The sequence below is a fragment of the Tardiphaga sp. genome (genome assembly GCF_028290495.1).
In the GTDB taxonomy this organism is placed as follows: Bacteria; Pseudomonadota; Alphaproteobacteria; order Rhizobiales; family Xanthobacteraceae; genus Tardiphaga.
This window is the reverse complement of the sequence record NZ_JAQGJT010000047.1, coordinates 57,229-72,935: the sequence shown is the minus strand read 5'-3', so window position 1 is coordinate 72,935 and position 15,707 is coordinate 57,229. Positions and strand designations below refer to the sequence as shown.

Annotated in this window: 13 protein-coding genes; 8 read left to right on the top strand and 5 right to left on the bottom strand. The window is 64.6% G+C overall.

The genetic code is table 11. The annotated features are described in order from the left end of the window. Position 1: 1 nt before the first annotated feature. The gene (locus JWQ24_RS09130; RefSeq protein ID WP_299806841.1) at positions 2 to 2,521 is read right to left on the bottom strand and encodes a ligase-associated DNA damage response DEXH box helicase; all 2,520 of its coding nucleotides are present in this window, start codon (positions 2,519 to 2,521) and stop codon (positions 2 to 4) included. Between the two features lie 138 nt (positions 2,522 to 2,659). After that, on the bottom strand, positions 2,660 to 3,823 hold the full coding sequence (locus JWQ24_RS09125; RefSeq protein WP_299806916.1) for an ABC transporter substrate-binding protein: 1,164 nt from the start codon (positions 3,821 to 3,823) through the stop codon (positions 2,660 to 2,662). 384 nt (positions 3,824 to 4,207) lie between these two features. Here JWQ24_RS09125 and JWQ24_RS09120 point away from each other — a divergent pair, with 384 nt between their 5' ends. Both JWQ24_RS09120 and JWQ24_RS09115 read left to right on the top strand, forming a co-directional pair. Beyond that, positions 4,208 to 5,560, top strand: coding sequence for an outer membrane beta-barrel protein (locus JWQ24_RS09120; RefSeq protein ID WP_299806839.1), 1,353 nt, complete (start codon positions 4,208 to 4,210; stop codon positions 5,558 to 5,560). Positions 5,561 to 5,756: 196 nt separating this feature from the next. Beyond that, complete coding sequence (locus JWQ24_RS09115) at positions 5,757 to 7,124, top strand: outer membrane protein (protein WP_299806837.1); 1,368 nt, start codon at positions 5,757 to 5,759, stop codon at positions 7,122 to 7,124. A gap of 237 nt (positions 7,125 to 7,361) precedes the next feature. Here the strand turns inward: JWQ24_RS09115 and JWQ24_RS09110 are convergent, their stop codons facing one another. Further along, positions 7,362 to 8,288: a methyltransferase domain-containing protein gene (locus tag JWQ24_RS09110; protein WP_299806835.1), complete on the bottom strand. Its 927-nt coding sequence runs from the start codon at positions 8,286 to 8,288 to the stop codon at positions 7,362 to 7,364. Between the two features lie 84 nt (positions 8,289 to 8,372). Here JWQ24_RS09110 and JWQ24_RS09105 point away from each other — a divergent pair, with 84 nt between their 5' ends. From JWQ24_RS09105 to JWQ24_RS09085, 5 genes are all read left to right on the top strand, one after another. After that, positions 8,373 to 9,413, top strand: a complete 1,041-nt coding sequence (locus JWQ24_RS09105) for a ligase-associated DNA damage response exonuclease (RefSeq protein WP_299806914.1) — start codon at positions 8,373 to 8,375, stop codon at positions 9,411 to 9,413. After that, positions 9,410 to 11,083, top strand: a complete 1,674-nt coding sequence (locus tag JWQ24_RS09100; RefSeq protein ID WP_299806833.1) for a cisplatin damage response ATP-dependent DNA ligase — start codon at positions 9,410 to 9,412, stop codon at positions 11,081 to 11,083. Before JWQ24_RS09105 ends, JWQ24_RS09100 begins: the two co-directional genes overlap by 4 nt. A gap of 72 nt (positions 11,084 to 11,155) precedes the next feature. Continuing rightward, positions 11,156 to 11,461: a DUF6460 domain-containing protein gene (locus JWQ24_RS09095; protein ID WP_299806831.1), complete on the top strand. Its 306-nt coding sequence runs from the start codon at positions 11,156 to 11,158 to the stop codon at positions 11,459 to 11,461. Positions 11,462 to 11,470: 9 nt separating this feature from the next. After that, entirely contained in the window at positions 11,471 to 12,790 is a 1,320-nt protein-coding gene (locus JWQ24_RS09090; protein ID WP_299806829.1) for an MATE family efflux transporter, read from the top strand. A 61-nt stretch (positions 12,791 to 12,851) separates the two neighbouring features. Further along, complete coding sequence (locus tag JWQ24_RS09085; RefSeq protein WP_299806827.1) at positions 12,852 to 13,304, top strand: cupin domain-containing protein; 453 nt, start codon at positions 12,852 to 12,854, stop codon at positions 13,302 to 13,304. A gap of 100 nt (positions 13,305 to 13,404) precedes the next feature. Here the strand turns inward: JWQ24_RS09085 and JWQ24_RS09080 are convergent, their stop codons facing one another. Then, positions 13,405 to 14,499 carry a quinone-dependent dihydroorotate dehydrogenase gene (locus tag JWQ24_RS09080; RefSeq protein WP_299806825.1) on the bottom strand — a complete coding sequence of 365 codons (1,095 nt, stop codon included), beginning with the start codon at positions 14,497 to 14,499 and terminating at the stop codon, positions 13,405 to 13,407. After that, on the bottom strand, positions 14,496 to 14,840 hold the full coding sequence (locus JWQ24_RS09075) for a DUF952 domain-containing protein (RefSeq protein WP_299806823.1): 345 nt from the start codon (positions 14,838 to 14,840) through the stop codon (positions 14,496 to 14,498). The genes JWQ24_RS09080 and JWQ24_RS09075 overlap by 4 nt, the downstream gene beginning before the upstream one ends. 215 nt (positions 14,841 to 15,055) lie before the next feature. Between JWQ24_RS09075 and JWQ24_RS09070 the strand changes: the two genes are divergently transcribed. Beyond that, positions 15,056 to 15,685 (top strand): helix-turn-helix transcriptional regulator, encoded by a 630-nt coding sequence (locus tag JWQ24_RS09070; protein ID WP_299806822.1) that lies wholly within the window; start codon positions 15,056 to 15,058, stop codon positions 15,683 to 15,685. Positions 15,686 to 15,707 lie beyond the last annotated feature (22 nt).

The window sequence follows — 15,707 nt, the reverse complement described above, 5'->3', positions numbered from 1 at the left end:
TCTACGGCCCCGTGGCTTCCTTCACGAGTTCCTCGGCGGCTTCCGCCAGCAACTCGTCGGAGGCTTCGCCGTACACCTGTTCGCGGCCGATTTCCAGCATCACCGGCACCGCCAGGGGCGACACCCGGTCGAGTTCCTTGTGGATGATGCGGCCCTGGATTCGCTGGAGCATGTCACTGAGGCGGCGAATATCGAGCAACCCGGTCGCAGCATCGGCGCGCGCGGCGCGCAGCAGCACATGATCCGGCTGATGCTTGCGCAGTACATCGTAAATCAGGTCGGTGGAGAACAGCACCTGCCGCCTGGTCTTTTCCGCATCGGTGAAGCGCGTATGGATCAGACCGGAAATGACGGCGCAGGTGCGGAAAGTGCGCTTCATCAGCGCGGATTCGGCCAGCCACGCCTCCAGATCGTCACCGAGCATGTCGGGATCGAACAAAGCATCGAGATCGAGCCGGCCGTTGCGGATCATCTGCGACATGTCGCCGAGGCTCCATACGGCCAACGCATATTCGTTGGCGACAAAGCCGAGCGGCCGCGCGCGGCCCCGCTCCAGCCGTCGCGTCAGCAACATGCCGAGCGTCTGGTGCGCCAGCCGGCCCTCGAACGGATAGCAGACGAGATAATGCTTGTCGGCGCGCGGAAAGGTCTCCACCAGGAGTTCCCGCACGCCCGGCACGCGCGACACATGCGCCTGCAACGACAGCCATTCGGCGACCTGGTCCGGCAGGCTTCTCCATGCGCGCTTGTTGTCGAGCAATTTTCGCACGCGTTCGGCCAGATAGGTCGAGAGCGGAAACTTGCCGCCCATGTAAGACGGCACCTTGGCGTCCTTGTCGTTGGCGCGCGAGACATAGACCTGATCCTCGACCAGCGATTCGTAGCGCACCACTTCGCCTGCGAATACGAAGGTGTCGCCGACCACCAGATTCTCGACGAAGTATTCCTCGATCTGGCCGAGCATCCGGCCACCGCGCGCCAATGCGCCGGTAGCGCGCTTGCCTTTTCCCTGGACACCGCCGCGCACCAGCCGGACCCGCAGCATGGTGTCCTCGACGATGGTGCCGACATTCATGCGGTACATCTGCCGCACCTTGGGATTGGTGACACGCCAGCGACCCTTCGCATCCTGCTTGATCCGGGCGAAGCGTTCATAGGTCTTCAGCGCGTAACCGCCGGACGCCACGAAATCGACCGTGTCGTCGAAATCCCTGCGGGTCAGTTCGGCATAGGGCGCCGCCGACAAAACCTCGGCATAGAGATCATCGGCGAGAAACGGCTCGCCGCAGGCGCAGCCAAGAATATGCTGCGCCAGCACGTCGAGTGCGCCGGTGCGCAGTGGCGGGGTGTCCTGCGCGTTCTCCGCCACCGCATCAATGGCGACGCGGCATTCAAGCACTTCAAATCGATTGGCCGGCACCAGCACCGCGCGCGACGCTTCGTCGATGCGATGGTTGGCGCGGCCGATCCGCTGCATCAGCCGTGACGCGCCCTTCGGCGCGCCGACATTGATGACCAGATCGACATCACCCCAGTCGACGCCGAGATCGAGCGACGAGGTGCAAACCACGCCCTGCAATCGGCCGGCGGCCATCGCGTCCTCGACCTTGCGCCGCTGCGCGACATCGAGGGATCCGTGATGCAGGGCGATCGCGAGATTGTCGTCGTTCATCCTCCACAGATCCTGGAACAGCATCTCGGCTTGGCTGCGGGTGTTGACGAATACCAGCGTGGTCCGGTTGGCCTTGATGAGATCGTAGATCTCGCCGAGCGCATGGCGCGCCGAATGGCCGGCCCAGGGCAGCCGCTCGCTTGTGTCGAGCATCTCGACCACCGGCGCGGTCGCGCCGCCGGCGATGACGATATCGGCGGAGGTGACTTCGCCGTCGCGTTGCGGCACCAAAAATCGAGAAAGCGATTCCGGTTCGGCCACCGTCGCCGACAGGCCTATCATGCGCATCTCCGGCGCAAGCCGCCACAGCCGCGCCAGACCGAGTGACAACAGGTCGCCGCGCTTCGAGGTCACCAGCGCGTGCAGTTCGTCGAGCACGACGCGCTTCAACGATGCAAACAGGAACGGCGCGTCGTCGCTTGAAAGCAGCAGCGCGAGCTGTTCCGGCGTGGTCAGCAAGATATCCGGCGGATAGCGCCGCTGCCGCGCCCGCCGCGACACCGGCGTGTCGCCGGTGCGGGTTTCTACCTTGATCGGCAGGTTCATCTGGGCGATCGGCGCTTCCAGATTGCGCGCTATATCGACGGCGAGCGCCTTCAGCGGAGAGATATAGAGCGTGTGGAGGCCCCTGCTGCTGGTGACGCCACGGCCGGTGGCGACGAGAGTACTTGTCTCCCCCTCCCCCGCCCCGCTCAGCTCCACCAATGTCGGCAGAAATCCCGCCAGCGTCTTGCCGGCGCCGGTGGGGGCAATCAGCAGGGCAGAGCGGCCCTCGCGGGCCTTTTGCAGCAGCGCCAGCTGATGTTCGCGCGGCGACCAGCCCCGCGCGGCGAACCAGCGCGTGAACATTTCGGGCAGTTCGGGTGAAGGGATTTTCTTTCGCGTCGCCACGGACAACAGCTAGTCATCACACCGCGTTATTGCGAGGAGCCATTCTGCGAGGAGCCTTGGCTCCTCGCAGGCCACAGGGCTGCCGCCTGCGCGGCGCTACTGGCTGACCGGTTTGTCGGACAAGTCCCAGTCGGCGCCGTTGAAGGTGCCGACATAGAGCGCCTTGATGGTGGTGTAGTCGGTAGGTGTGAAGCCGTAGGTGATGCCGGGCAGGAACACCGGGGCGCGGTAGCCATCCAGGCTGGTGGCGTGCTTGAGCACGTTTTCGTGGGTGAGTTCATCGCCGCAGCGGCGCAGGATCTCGGCCATCGTCACCGCCTGCGAATAGCCCTGGAACGCGATGGTGTTGTCGGGATCGACGTTCGGCAGATACTTCTTGCGCAGTTCCTGGAAGGCCTGCACGTCCGGATCGTCCTTCCACTTCTCGCTGCCGACTTCCTTGGTGTAGCTCATCGCGACGATGCCCTTGGCATTGTCGGCTCCGGCGGCGTTGATGATCGAACGGCCGCTCGAGGTCGAGACCAGCAGGTGCAGCGGCTTCCAGCCCAGTTCGGCAACCTTGCGGATGGTTTGCGACGTCGCCTTGCCGGTCGAGACATTGTAAAACGTGTCCGCGCCCGACTTCGCCAGATTGATCAGCTGCGAATCGATGGTGGGATCGGTGAGGTCGTAGGACGCTTCCGCGACGACCTTGGCCGTACCGCCCGCCTCCACCAGCACCTCCTTGAACGAATTCATGAAATCGCGGCCGAACTCATCGTTCTGGAACAGTACCGCGACCTTGGCGTTCGGGTTCTTCTGCAGCAGGTAGCGCGCGATGATGCGGCCCTCGGTCGAGTAGATCGGCAGGCCGGGGGTGGTCCATTTAAAGTTCTTCGGATCGTTCCAGCGCGACGCGCCGGTGTTCAGCAGCAATTGAGGAATATTCTTGCTGTTGAGGAATTTTTGCACCGCCGACTGCGGTGCGGTGCCCAACGACCCGAACAGCGCGAGCACCTCGTCCTGCTCCACCAGCCGGCGGGTCGCTTCGACCGCCTTCGGCGCGCTGTAGGCGTCGTCCTGCGACAGGAAGTTGATCTTGCGGCCGTTGATGCCGCCCTTCTCGTTCAACATCTGGAAATAGGCCGCCTGGGTCCGTCCGATCACGCCGTAAAGCGAGCCGGCGCCGCTGTAGGGGATGGTCTGCCCCAGCTTGATCTCGGTGTCGGAGGCACCCGGATCGTATTTCTTGCCAGCGGCAAACGCGCCCGAGCCGAACATGGCGGTTGCGGCAATGACCGCGGCTGTGAAGACGGAACTATGGCGCGAAGGCATCGAGGTTTCTCCCTGATTGCTGACCCGCGGGAGCAGGCCGCTTTTCTTGAGCCGCCGCGTTTGGTCGCGGTCTGGCCTGCCGACATCCTGTGCGGGCAGGGCTGCGTTGGCAATGGTTTGCGGGCGCCGACGGCATCCCGCCCCGGCCAGCCATCAACCACAGCGTTGACGTGCAATTCACCACAACCTGCGAGAACGGTATCCAGGCCCGGAAACTCGATGTCTTCCGACAATTCCGGCCACTCAATATGCGGCAGTGTGGCCCACCAGATACAGCCAATCACCGCCGTTTCCCCTAGATTCGGGGTTCAATTTGAACTGGGGTCGATGATGAAACGTATTCTTGCCGCCGGAGCGATGCTCGTAGGGACAGCGATGAGTGCACAGGCGGCCGATCTGGCCGTCAAGGCGCCTTACCTGAAGGCTCCGGTGCTGGCCGTTTACAACTGGACCGGCTTCTACATGGGCGTGAACGCCGGCGTCGGCATCAGCCGCGACCGCGTTCAGCACGACTTCACCAATGATTCGCTGTACCTCGCCCCGCAGGGCGCGTTCGGCGGCGGCCAGATCGGCTACAACTGGCAGGGCGACTCACTGTTGGGCCCGATCGTGTACGGCCTCGAAGCCGACATCCAGGGCGCCGGCCTCAGCGACGGCCACACCAATGTTGGTGGCGGCATCGGCGGCCTCACCCCGACGGCCTACGGCTCCAAGGTTGACTGGTTCGGCACCGTGCGCGGCCGCGTCGGTCTCGCCACCGGCCCCGTGCTCAGCTACTTCACCGGCGGCTACGCTTACGGCAACGTCAAAACCACTGTCACCGAAGGCGGCGTCGCCGCGTTCTCGGACAATCGCACGGCAGGTGGCTGGACCGTCGGCAGCGGCGTCGAAGCCTCGCTCGGCGGCAACTGGACCGGCAAGGTCGAGTATCTCTACCTGAACCTCGGCAACCGTACCGACACCTTCCTTGGCCAGTCGCTGAACAGCGAAATCCGCGAAAACATCTTCCGCGTCGGCCTGAACTACCGCATCGGCGGCAACAGCCTCTACAGCCCCGTTGTGGCGGCGAACTGGACCGGCTGGTATCTCGGCGGCAACGTCGGCTCCGGCACCGGCCGTGATCGCAGCTCGCTTACCGCCAACGGCACGACCGAACGGTTCAACCTGGCCCCCGACGGCATCAATGGCGGCGTACAGGCCGGTTACAACTGGCAGGCCGGCAACTGGGTGTACGGCATCGAAGCCGACATTCAGGGATCCTCGCAGAAGGACAACAAGACCACCGGCAGTCTCGGCACCATCGCTTACGATGCCACGCTGCCATGGTTCGGCACCGTTCGTGGCCGCGTCGGCTACTCGGTCGGTCAGAGCCTGTTCTACGCCACCGGCGGTTACGCCTACGGCGGCGTGAAGACCAAGGTTACCCAAGGCGCTTTCGGCGGCACCGTCGACAAGACGCAGGGCGGCTATGCCGTCGGCGGCGGCATCGAGACGCCCTTCAAGTTGCTCGGCCTGTTCGGACCAAATTGGACCTCGAAGACCGAATATCTCTACGTCGATCTCGGCTCCAACACCGCCATCGTGCCGGGCACCGTTGCAACGCTGACCACCAATGTCACCGAGCACGTCTTCCGCACCGGCCTGAACTATCACTTCAGCACCCCGGTCGTTGCGAAGTACTGATCGTCGCATTCTCCCTCAACTTCAGAACCCCGGCCTTGCGGCCGGGGTTTTTGTTTGAGCAGTTGCGCACCGTTTCCTTTAGGAAAAATTTACCACGAGAGAGGATTATCTGCTTACCACCAATGTGGCTCCTTCGCTGCAGACACAACCACCTCCTCCCTTCCTCGTTGGAGCAGGAAGCCGAAATGGGGCCATCATGAAAAAACTCTTCCTCAGCGCCACGGCGCTGCTCGGCATGACCGCCGGCGCGCAGGCCGCAGACATGGCCGCCAAGGCTCCTTACTACAAGGCTCCATCGGTCGCTGTGTATGACTGGACCGGTTTCTATCTCGGTGTGAACGCCGGCATCGGGCTCGGCCGAAATCGCGCCATCCACGACACCCCGCTGGGCACCGATTCGCTCTATCTGGCGCCGCAAGGCGCCTTTGGCGGCGGCCAGGTCGGCTATAACTGGCAGGCCGGGTCGCTGGTCTATGGCTTTGAGGCCGACATCCAGGGCGCGGAACTGAGCGACGACCGCACCAATGTGGGCGGTCCGTTGCTGGCGACCGCCTACAGCCAGAAGATCGACTGGTTCGGCACCGTTCGCGGCCGGGTCGGCCTCGCCACCGGCCCCGTGCTCAGTTACGTCACCGGCGGTTACGCTTACGGCAACGTCAAGACCAGCATCACCGAAGCTGGCATCGGCACGGTGTTCTCGAGCAACAAGATGCAGAACGGCTGGGTTGTCGGCAGCGGCGTCGAAGCGGCGCTGGGCGGCAACTGGACCGGCAAGATCGAATATCTCTATCTGAACATGGGCAACAACAGCTACGCGTTCGAACCTTTCACCCAGACGCTCAACACCGAAGTTCGCGAGAACATCTTTCGCGTCGGGCTGAATTATCGCGTCGGCAGCAGCAGCGCTTACACGCCGGTCGTCGCAGCGGACTGGACCGGTTGGTATCTCGGCGGCAATTTCGGCACCGGCACCGGCCGCGATCGCAGCAGCGTCATCAAACCGGCCAACCCGCCCGGCGACCTCGGCGCGAGCGAAATCTTCAACCTCGCTCCCGACGGAATCAACGGCGGCGTTCAGGCCGGCTACAACTGGCAGGCCGCAAACTGGGTGTACGGTCTGGAAGCCGACATCCAGGCCTCCAGCCAGCGCGACAACAAGACTGTGGTTGGCTTCGGCACCATCGCTTATGATGCCAGGCTGCCCTGGTTCGGCACCGTTCGTGGTCGCCTCGGTTACGCGGCCGGTTCATCCCTGTTCTATGTCACCGGCGGCTATGCTTACGGCGGCGTGAAGACCAAGGCCCGCGAAGACGGCGTCGCCAGTGCGCTCGATGCTTCGACCACCAGAAGTGGCTGGACTGCGGGCGCTGGCCTCGAGACGCCCTTCACCTTGCTCGGCATGTTCGGCCCGAACTGGACCTCCAAGACCGAATATCTCTATGTCGATCTTGGCTCGACCTCGAACCTCATCAACACCACGGTTCTCACCACCAACGTGACCGAGCATATCTTCCGCACCGGCCTGAACTATCACTTCAGCAGCCCGGTCGTGGCGAAGTACTAATCGCCGCGTTCTCCCTCAACTTCAAAACCCCGGCCTCGCGGCCGGGGTTTTTGTTTGGGTGAAGCTCAGGCCCTACAGCCGTCATTGCGAGGAGCCGAAAGCCCGCCGCCCACATGGCTGTCATCGCCCGACTTGACCGGGCGCCCCTGTACACTCAGGCCGGTGTTTACTTGGTCACCCGGTCAAGCCGGGTGACCACAGTTTGCATGACGCCATCGACGAGCCATCGCATTCCAGTCAGTCTTTGATCGCCACCACCACCATGCCTGGCACCGGAACGTGGCCTTCATTCCGCGTCGAGATGTGGTCGAACCGGTTGAGCGTCAGCCCGGACGCCGCGACCGACGTCCGCACGTAGCTATCGCTATAGGCGTAGCGCAGGCCTGCGCCCAGGATGACGCCGTCGCCGTCATGGCTTTCGGCGGTGAAAGCGAGCAGCCCGCCCGGCGCCAGCACGCGCGCCGCTTCGGCCAAAACCGGCGCGAGGTCGTGCAGATAGATCAGCACGTCGGCGGCCAGAATCAGGTCAGCGCTGGCATCGGACCGGCGGCGCAGGCCATCGACGATCTCGGCGACTTCCAGCTCGGCATAGTGGCCGCTTGTGCGGGCGCGCTCGATCATGCGCGGCGACAGGTCGATGCCAATCATCTCCGCAGTGCTGGCGGCAAAGGCGGCTCCGGCGAGGCCGGTGCCGCAGCCGAGGTCGATCGCGCAGCGGAATTGCATCGCCCGTTCGCTCGCGGCGCAGACGGCGAGTACCGCCTTGAACAGCACGGCAGGGCCGCGATAGCCCAGCGTCTCGACCAGTGCGGTCTCGAATTTCGGTGCGTACTGGTCGAACAGGGCGGTGACATAGGTCGGCGGCATCATCGCGAGCTTCACGGCGCCCAACCGCATCAGCCGCAGGCCTGCGCCGTTGCGGTCGCCGGCATCGGTATCCCGTGCATGGCCGAAGGCGATGATCGCGCCGGGCAGGTCGCCGAGCGCCTCACGGACCTCGCCTAGCGTGAACCACGCGGTGGCGAAGCCCGGGGCGAGCTCGGTGGCCTGCACGAACAGGTCCTCGGCGGCGACCAGATTGCCCTGCACCTGCAGGTCGCGGGCGTAATCGAAGCGTCGGTCGGCATTCATATCGCCGGATGACATGAACAAGCGCGCTGGCATGGGGGAACCGATCGCCCCGAGGGGCATTCGCAAGGCTAGCTTGCCAAGACTCGAATGAACCCTGAGGGGACCTATATAGCCCAGATGCGTCCGCAAGATATTTTAATCCCGGTGCCCGCTGGCCTGTGTTGCAAGCCCGGCGGCTTCCACATCGACCCCGTCCGGCCGGTGGAACGCGCCGTCATCACCCACGGCCATTCCGACCACGCCCGCCCCGGCCACGGCCACGTGCTGGCGACGCAGGAAACGCTCGACATGATGCGGCTGCGCTACGGCGACAACTTCGCAGGCAGCACGCAGATGATCGCCTATGGCGAGACGCTGAAGATCGGCGACGTCACCATCAAATGCCATCCGGCCGGCCATGTACTGGGCTCGGCGCAGATCGCGGTGACCTGCGCGGACATCTGCATCGTGGCGTCGGGCGACTACAAGGACGCGCCCGATCCGACCTGCACGCCGTTCGAGGCCGTGCCGTGCGATGTGTTCATCACCGAAGCCACCTTCGGCCTGCCGGTGTTCCGGCATGGCGACGCCGCCGACGAGGTGAAGAAGCTGCTGAATTCCGTCGCGCTGTTTCCCGAGCGCGCGCATCTGGTAGGCGCCTATTCGCTGGGAAAGGCACAGCGCGTCATCAAGCTGATCCGGCAGGCCGGCTATGACGCGCCGATCTATCTGCACGGCGCGATGGAGAAGATCACCCGCTATTACGAAAGCCGCGGCATCAATCTCGGCGACCTCCGTCTGGTCAAAGGCGTCAAGAAGGCCGACCTCGCCGGCACCATCACGCTGGCGCCGCCATCTGCCACATCAGACGTATGGACACGGCGGTTTCCCGATCCGGTGACGGCGTTCGCGTCGGGCTGGATGCGGGTCAGAGCCCGCGCAAGGCAGCGCGGCATCGAGCTGCCGCTGATCATCTCCGACCACGCCGATTGGGATGGACTGATCGCCACCATCGGCGCCACGGGCGCGGGCGAGATCTGGGTCACACACGGCCAGGAAGACGCGCTGGTGCACTGGTGCCAGACCAAGGGACTGACCGCGCGACCGCTGGCACTGGTCGGCTATGGCGACGAAGAGGAAGAAGAAGCGCTGCCGCCGGGCGAAGGCGGGGGTGCATGAACCGCTTCGCCGAATTGCTCGATCGCTTGGCCTATGAGCCCGGCCGCAACAACAAGCTGCGGCTGATCACGAACTATTTTCGCGAGACCGCTGACCCCGACCGCGGTTACGCGCTGGCGGCACTGACCGGCGCGCTGTCGTTCAAACACGCCAAGGCCGGGCTGATCCGTGATCTGATTGCGTCGCGCACCGATCCTGTGCTGTTCGCACTGTCGTATGATTACGTCGGCGATCTCTCCGAAACGGTCGCACTGATGTGGCCGAAATCCGCGGAAATTGCCCACAACAACCCGCCGCCGACACTTACCGAAGTCGTCACGACACTCCGTACGCTCGGCAAAATGGAATTGCCGATGCAGCTCATCCGCTGGCTGGATGAGCTCGACGAGACCGGGCGCTGGGCGCTGCTGAAACTGGTCACCGGCAGCATGCGGATCGGCGTCTCCGCCCGTCTGGCGAAAACCGCTGCGGCCGCGCTCGGCGACAAGGATGCGCATGACGTCGAACTAATGTGGCCCGGGCTATCGCCGCCCTATCCTGAACTGTTCGCATGGTTGGAAGGCCGCGCGGAGAAGCCGGTCAATCTCGATCCCGCGCCGTTCCGCCCGGTGATGCTGGCGCACGCGATCGAGGACTCTGATTTCGCCAACCTCGATGCCAGGGATTTCGTCGCCGAATGGAAATGGGACGGCATCCGCATCCAGGCGGTGAGCGGGCTCGATGACCACGGCAGCATCATCACGCGGCTCTATTCGCGCACCGGCGAGGACATCACGAGCGCGTTTCCCGATCTCGCACCCAGCTTGCGATTGCCCGGTGCGATCGACGGCGAGTTGCTGGTGCTGCGCGAGGGCCGAGTGCAATCGTTCAACGTGCTGCAGCAGCGGCTGAACCGCAAAAGCGTCACGCCAAAAATGCTCAAGGAGTACCCGATCCATCTGCGCGCCTATGACCTGCTTCACGACGGCGAGACGGATTTGCGCGAATTGCCGTTCGAGCAGCGCCGCACGAGGCTGGAAGGCTTCGTCACACAGCTCGACGATCCGCGCATCGACCTGTCCGAACAGATCGCCTTCGCGGACTGGGCCGCGCTCGCCGCGGCCCGCGCCGACCCCACCAGCGCCGGTGCCGGCGAGGACGCTGATGCGGTGGAAGGCGTGATGCTGAAGCGGCGCGACTCGGCCTATCTGCCGGGGCGGCCGAAGGGCCAGTGGTGGAAATGGAAACGTGATCCGCACATCATCGACGCCGTGCTGATGTATGCGCAGCGCGGTCACGGCAAGCGCTCGTCGTATTATTCCGACTATACATTCGGGGTGTGGACCGCGACCGACGGCGGCGACCAGCTGGTACCGGTCGGCAAGGCCTATTTCGGATTCACCGACGAGGAGCTCATCCAGATCGACCGCTTCGTCCGCCGCCACACCACCGAGAAATTCGGCCCGGTCCGCCATGTCGTGCACGAGCCCGATCAGGGGCTGGTGCTGGAAGTCGCCTTCGAGGGGCTGGCGCGTTCGCCGCGGCACAAGTCCGGCGTGGCGATGCGGTTTCCGCGCATTAGCCGGCTGCGCTGGGACAAGCCGCCGGCGGAGGCCGACCGGCTGGAGACGCTGGAGCGGATGCTGAAGGCCGACGCCACACTTGCGTCCGCCGCCACTGCCAGTGATTGACGGCGGCCGACGGGTTTCCCATCTGAGGCAGCATGCTATGATCGCGGAAGATTTCGCGCGCAGGAGACGATGATGCAGAACGATGTCCGGGATATCCCGGCGACCCAGCCGGACGGCCTGTCGCGCTTTCTCGGTGGCTCACCGCTGGCGGTGCTGGGACGGCTGGTGCTGCTGTCGATCCTGGTCGGCGTGGTGCTGGCCGCGATCGGCTTCGATCCCTGGAACATCGTCACCAGCATCCGCCGCCTATTCGAGTGGGTCTATAACCTCGGCTTCGACGCCATCAACGGGCTGTGGCGCTATTTCCTGCTCGGCGCCGTGATCGTGGTGCCGATCTGGCTGATCTCGCGGATGTTCAGCGCGCCGCGCGGCCGCTAGACCTCCGGGATGACCGCAGAACTTCGCGGCGGCCACGGCCGGGTTTTCGCTATCGCCGGCCCGGCGATGCTGGCCAATCTCACCACGCCGCTGCTCGGCATCGTCGCCACCGCGGCGATCGGCCGGCTCGGCGATCCACATCTGCTCGGCGGCGTGGCGCTGGCCTCGGTGGCGTTCGACTGCATCTTCTGGCTGTTCGGATTCCTGCGGATGGCCACCGTGGCCTTTACCGCGCAAGCGCTCGGCGCCGGCGACCGCATCGAACTGCGCGCGATCCTGTTGCGCGCGCTGATGCTGGGGGCGGCCATCGGCCTGACGCTGATCGCATTGCGCACGCCGCTGGCGGCAGCGGTATTCGGCATCATGGGCGGCAGCGAGGCTGTCACCTCGGCTGCGCGAGAGTATTTCTTCATCCGGCTGTGGTCGGCGCCGCTGATGCTCGGCAACTATGTCATCCTCGGCTGGCTGGTCGGCCAGGCCCGCACCGGCATCGCACTGGCGCTACAGGTCGGCATCAACCTCACCAACATGGCGCTGACGGCGTATCTGGTGCTGTCCGCCGGACAGGGCGTAGCAGGCGCTGCGGTCGCCACGGTGGCGGCGGAAGGCCTTGGCTTCGTCGGCGGCCTGATCGCGGTGTGGGTGCTGCTGTCGGGTAACTTCAGCGTCCCGAACCATATCCTGTTCGACCGCACGCGGCTGCTGCGGCTGTTCGCGGTCAATCGCGACATCATGATCCGCACCGCGGCGCTGATCGCGGCATTCCTGTTCTTCACCGCGCAGGGCGCGCGCGCCGGCGACCTGACGCTGGCCGCCAACGCCGTGCTCAACAACTTCCTGATGATCGGCTCGTTCTTTCTCGACGGTCTGGCGAATGCCGCCGAGCAGCTCTGCGGCCAGAGTTTCGGCGCCCGCAACCGCCGCGAATTCAACCGCGCCGTGAAACTGGTGCTCGGCTGGAGCGCGGCATTCGGCATCGCTGTGACGCTGCTGTTTCTCATCGCCGGCGGCGCGCTGATCGATTTCGTCACTACCAGCCCGGAAGTGCGCATCGCGGCGCGCGAATTCATGTGGCTGGCGGCGCTGGCGCCGGCTTGCGGCGTGCTGGCCTATGTCTATGACGGCATCTATATCGGCGCATCTTGGGCGCGCGACATGCGCAACCTGATGCTGCTGGCGCTGGCGACCTATTTTGCGGCGTTCTATCTGCTGACGCCGTTCGGCAATGCCGGATTGTGGAGCGCGTTCCTGATCTTCCTGCTGGCGCGCGGCCTGTTTCAGGCAGCGCGCTATCCGGCGCTGGTAAGGGCATCGTTTCCGGTGGCATGAGCCTTGCTAGCGGAGACGGATGATCTTGCTATCATCAACACCGCCCGCAAGGAGCCGCCACATGGATGCCGTCACGCCGCCGCACACCGACGACCACTCGCATCTGGTGCGTCCCGCCGAAATGGAATGGCAGCCGACCCGGTTTCCGGGCTGCTCGGTCAAGACGCTGCTGTTCGACGCGAAGACCGGGCTGGTCACTGCGCTCATGAAGTTCGAGCCGGGCGCGACATTGCCCGATCACGAGCACGTCGGCATCGAGCAGACCTGGGTGCTCGAGGGCCGGCTGATCGACAAGGAAGGCCCGGTGCAGGGCACCGCGTGCGGCGCAGGCGAGTTCATCTGGCGCGAGGCCGGCAGCCGTCACTCTGCCTGGATGCCGGACGGCGGCATCACGCTGGCGATGTTCCAGATCCCGAACAAGTTCTACGAGACCGACGGCCGCGTCACTGACCTGTCAGGCAAGGACTGGCAGAGCATCTGGGGCCACGTGGAGAAGATGAATTCCTCATCCTGAGGAGCGGTCGCCTTCGACCGCGTCTCGAAGGATGGGCTACACACGCATGGTTCGAGACGCGCGCAAGGGCGCGCTCCTCACCATGAGGACGGAGGACGGACTACACCGGCCAGTCTTCCGCGGTGATCATCGCCGCGTCGGCGCCGACGATTTCCGACAGCGAATCGCGGCCGGTACGCAGCAGGGTCGAAACCAGATCGGCCTTGATGCTCTCGACCAGGCCGAGGCCTTTGTAGATCAGCGACGAATAGAGCTGAATCAGGCTGGCGCCGGCGCGGATCTTGGTCAGCGCAGCACCGCCGGAATCGATGCCGCCGGCGCCGATCAGCGGGAACGCGCCTTCGACGCGCACATAAGTCTCCGCCACCATCCGTGTCGACAGCCGGAACAGCGGCCGACCCGACAGGCCGCCTTGCTCCTGGCCGCGCGCCTGTTCGCGCAAGGTCGGAAATCGCGCCAGCGTGGTGTTGGTGACGATCATGCCATCGACGCCGCGGGAACGCGCGATCTGCACGGCATCGTCGAGATCGGCCAGACTGAGGTCAGGCGCGATCTTCAGCAGCACCGGCGAATCACCGGCGTTCTTGCGGACCCGCTCGCGGGCGTCGATCACGCGCGCCAGCAAATCGTCGAGCGCGGCGGCCTGCTGCAGGTTACGCAGGCCGGGCGTGTTCGGAGACGAGACGTTGACGGTGAAATAGCTAGCGACCGGCGCGAAGGTCTCGATCAGCCGGACATAGTCCTGGCTGCGATCGGCGGAATCCTTGTTGGCGCCGACATTGACGCCGACGATACCGCCATTGCCGGCGCGCGCCGCCAGTCGCCGCAGCACCGCATCCGAACCGTCATTGTTGAAACCGAGCCGGTTGATGATCGCCTCGTCGCGCTCCAGCCGGAAGATCCGCGGGCGCGGATTGCCGGCCTGCGGCTTCGGCGTGACAGTGCCGACCTCGGCAAAACCGAAGCCGAGCCGCAGCAGCGCGTCGGGCACTTCGGCGTTCTTGTCGAAGCCTGCCGCCATGCCGATCGGATTCGGAAAATTCAGCCCGAAGGCGCGCACCGCGAGCTTCGGATCGTCCGGCCGCGGCCGCGACGGCGGCAGCATGCGCAAACCGCGGATCGCCAGCCGATGGGCGTCCTCCGGATCGAGCCAGCGCATCATCGGCAGGGAAATCGCATCGAAAGCACGGATCACAAAGGTAACTCCGGAAGGTCATGGCCACCGTCGGAACGCGACCGCAGCTCCATGACGGAGGTGACGGCGCCCATGTCGAGCTCGCCATAGAGGTGTGGAAACAGGTCGCCACCGCGAGACGGCTCCCAGTGCAAGGCGTCGCCGAGCAGTTCGGCATCCACCGCAATCAGGAACAGCCCGCTCTGCCGGAAATAATGTTTCTGCAGAGTTTCGGCGAGTTGCCCGGCGGTGGAAAAATGGATGAAGCCATCGCGCGCGTCATCGGCGCTGCCGCGATAGCTGCCCTGCCGCTCGGCCTCGCGCCACTGCGAGGCAGCACAGATTTTGTAGATAGCACGCACCCGACCGGACTTTCTGCTGTTGTCGATTGCGGGCCGCATCGGCGGGCCGGAATCTGCGGCCGACCGTATCGGCCACACCCCCGCACTTCAAGGCCGCTATCCCTCTCTAAAAATCCTGTTGCGCAAACCGGAACATTACGGCAATAATTCCTAGATTTCGCCACGTTTCGCGCCCGAGCCGCCGGGCAAGGGGCCTCGCCAAGGGACTCATCGCCATGCTGTCACACGCCCAGATTTGGGGTGCCCTCGACAAACTTGCCGAACGCAACGGCATGTCAGCGTCCGGGCTCGCCAAGAAAGCCGGCCTCGATTCCACCACCTTCAACAAGTCCAAGCGCATCACCAATGACGGCCGCCAGCGCTGGCCTTCAACCGAATCGGTGTCGAAGGCGCTGAGCGCGGTCAACGTTCCGATCGACCGCTTCGTGGCGTTGATCGAGGGCACCAACCGCATCACGCAATCGGTACCGTTGCTCGGATTCGCGCAAGCCGGGCGCGGCGGCTATTTCGATGACGCCGGTTTCCCGGTCGGCAGCAGCGGCTGGGAAGAGGTCGGCCTGCCCTCGGTCAATGACGAGCACGCTTACGCGCTGAAGATCTCCGGCGATTCGATGAAGCCCGCTTATCGCGACGGCGACATCATCGTCGTCTCGCCCGGCGCCCAGATCCGCAAGGGCGACCGGGTGGTGGTCCGCACCAAGGAGGGCGAGGTGATCGTCAAGGAACTGAAGCGCCGCACCGCCAAATTGCTGGAATTGCAGTCGCTCAACCCGAACCACGTCGACCGCAGCTTTCCGGCCAGTGACATTGAATGGATCGCCAGAATCGTCTGGGCGAGCCAATAAGCCTCCCTCTTTTTCACCCTCC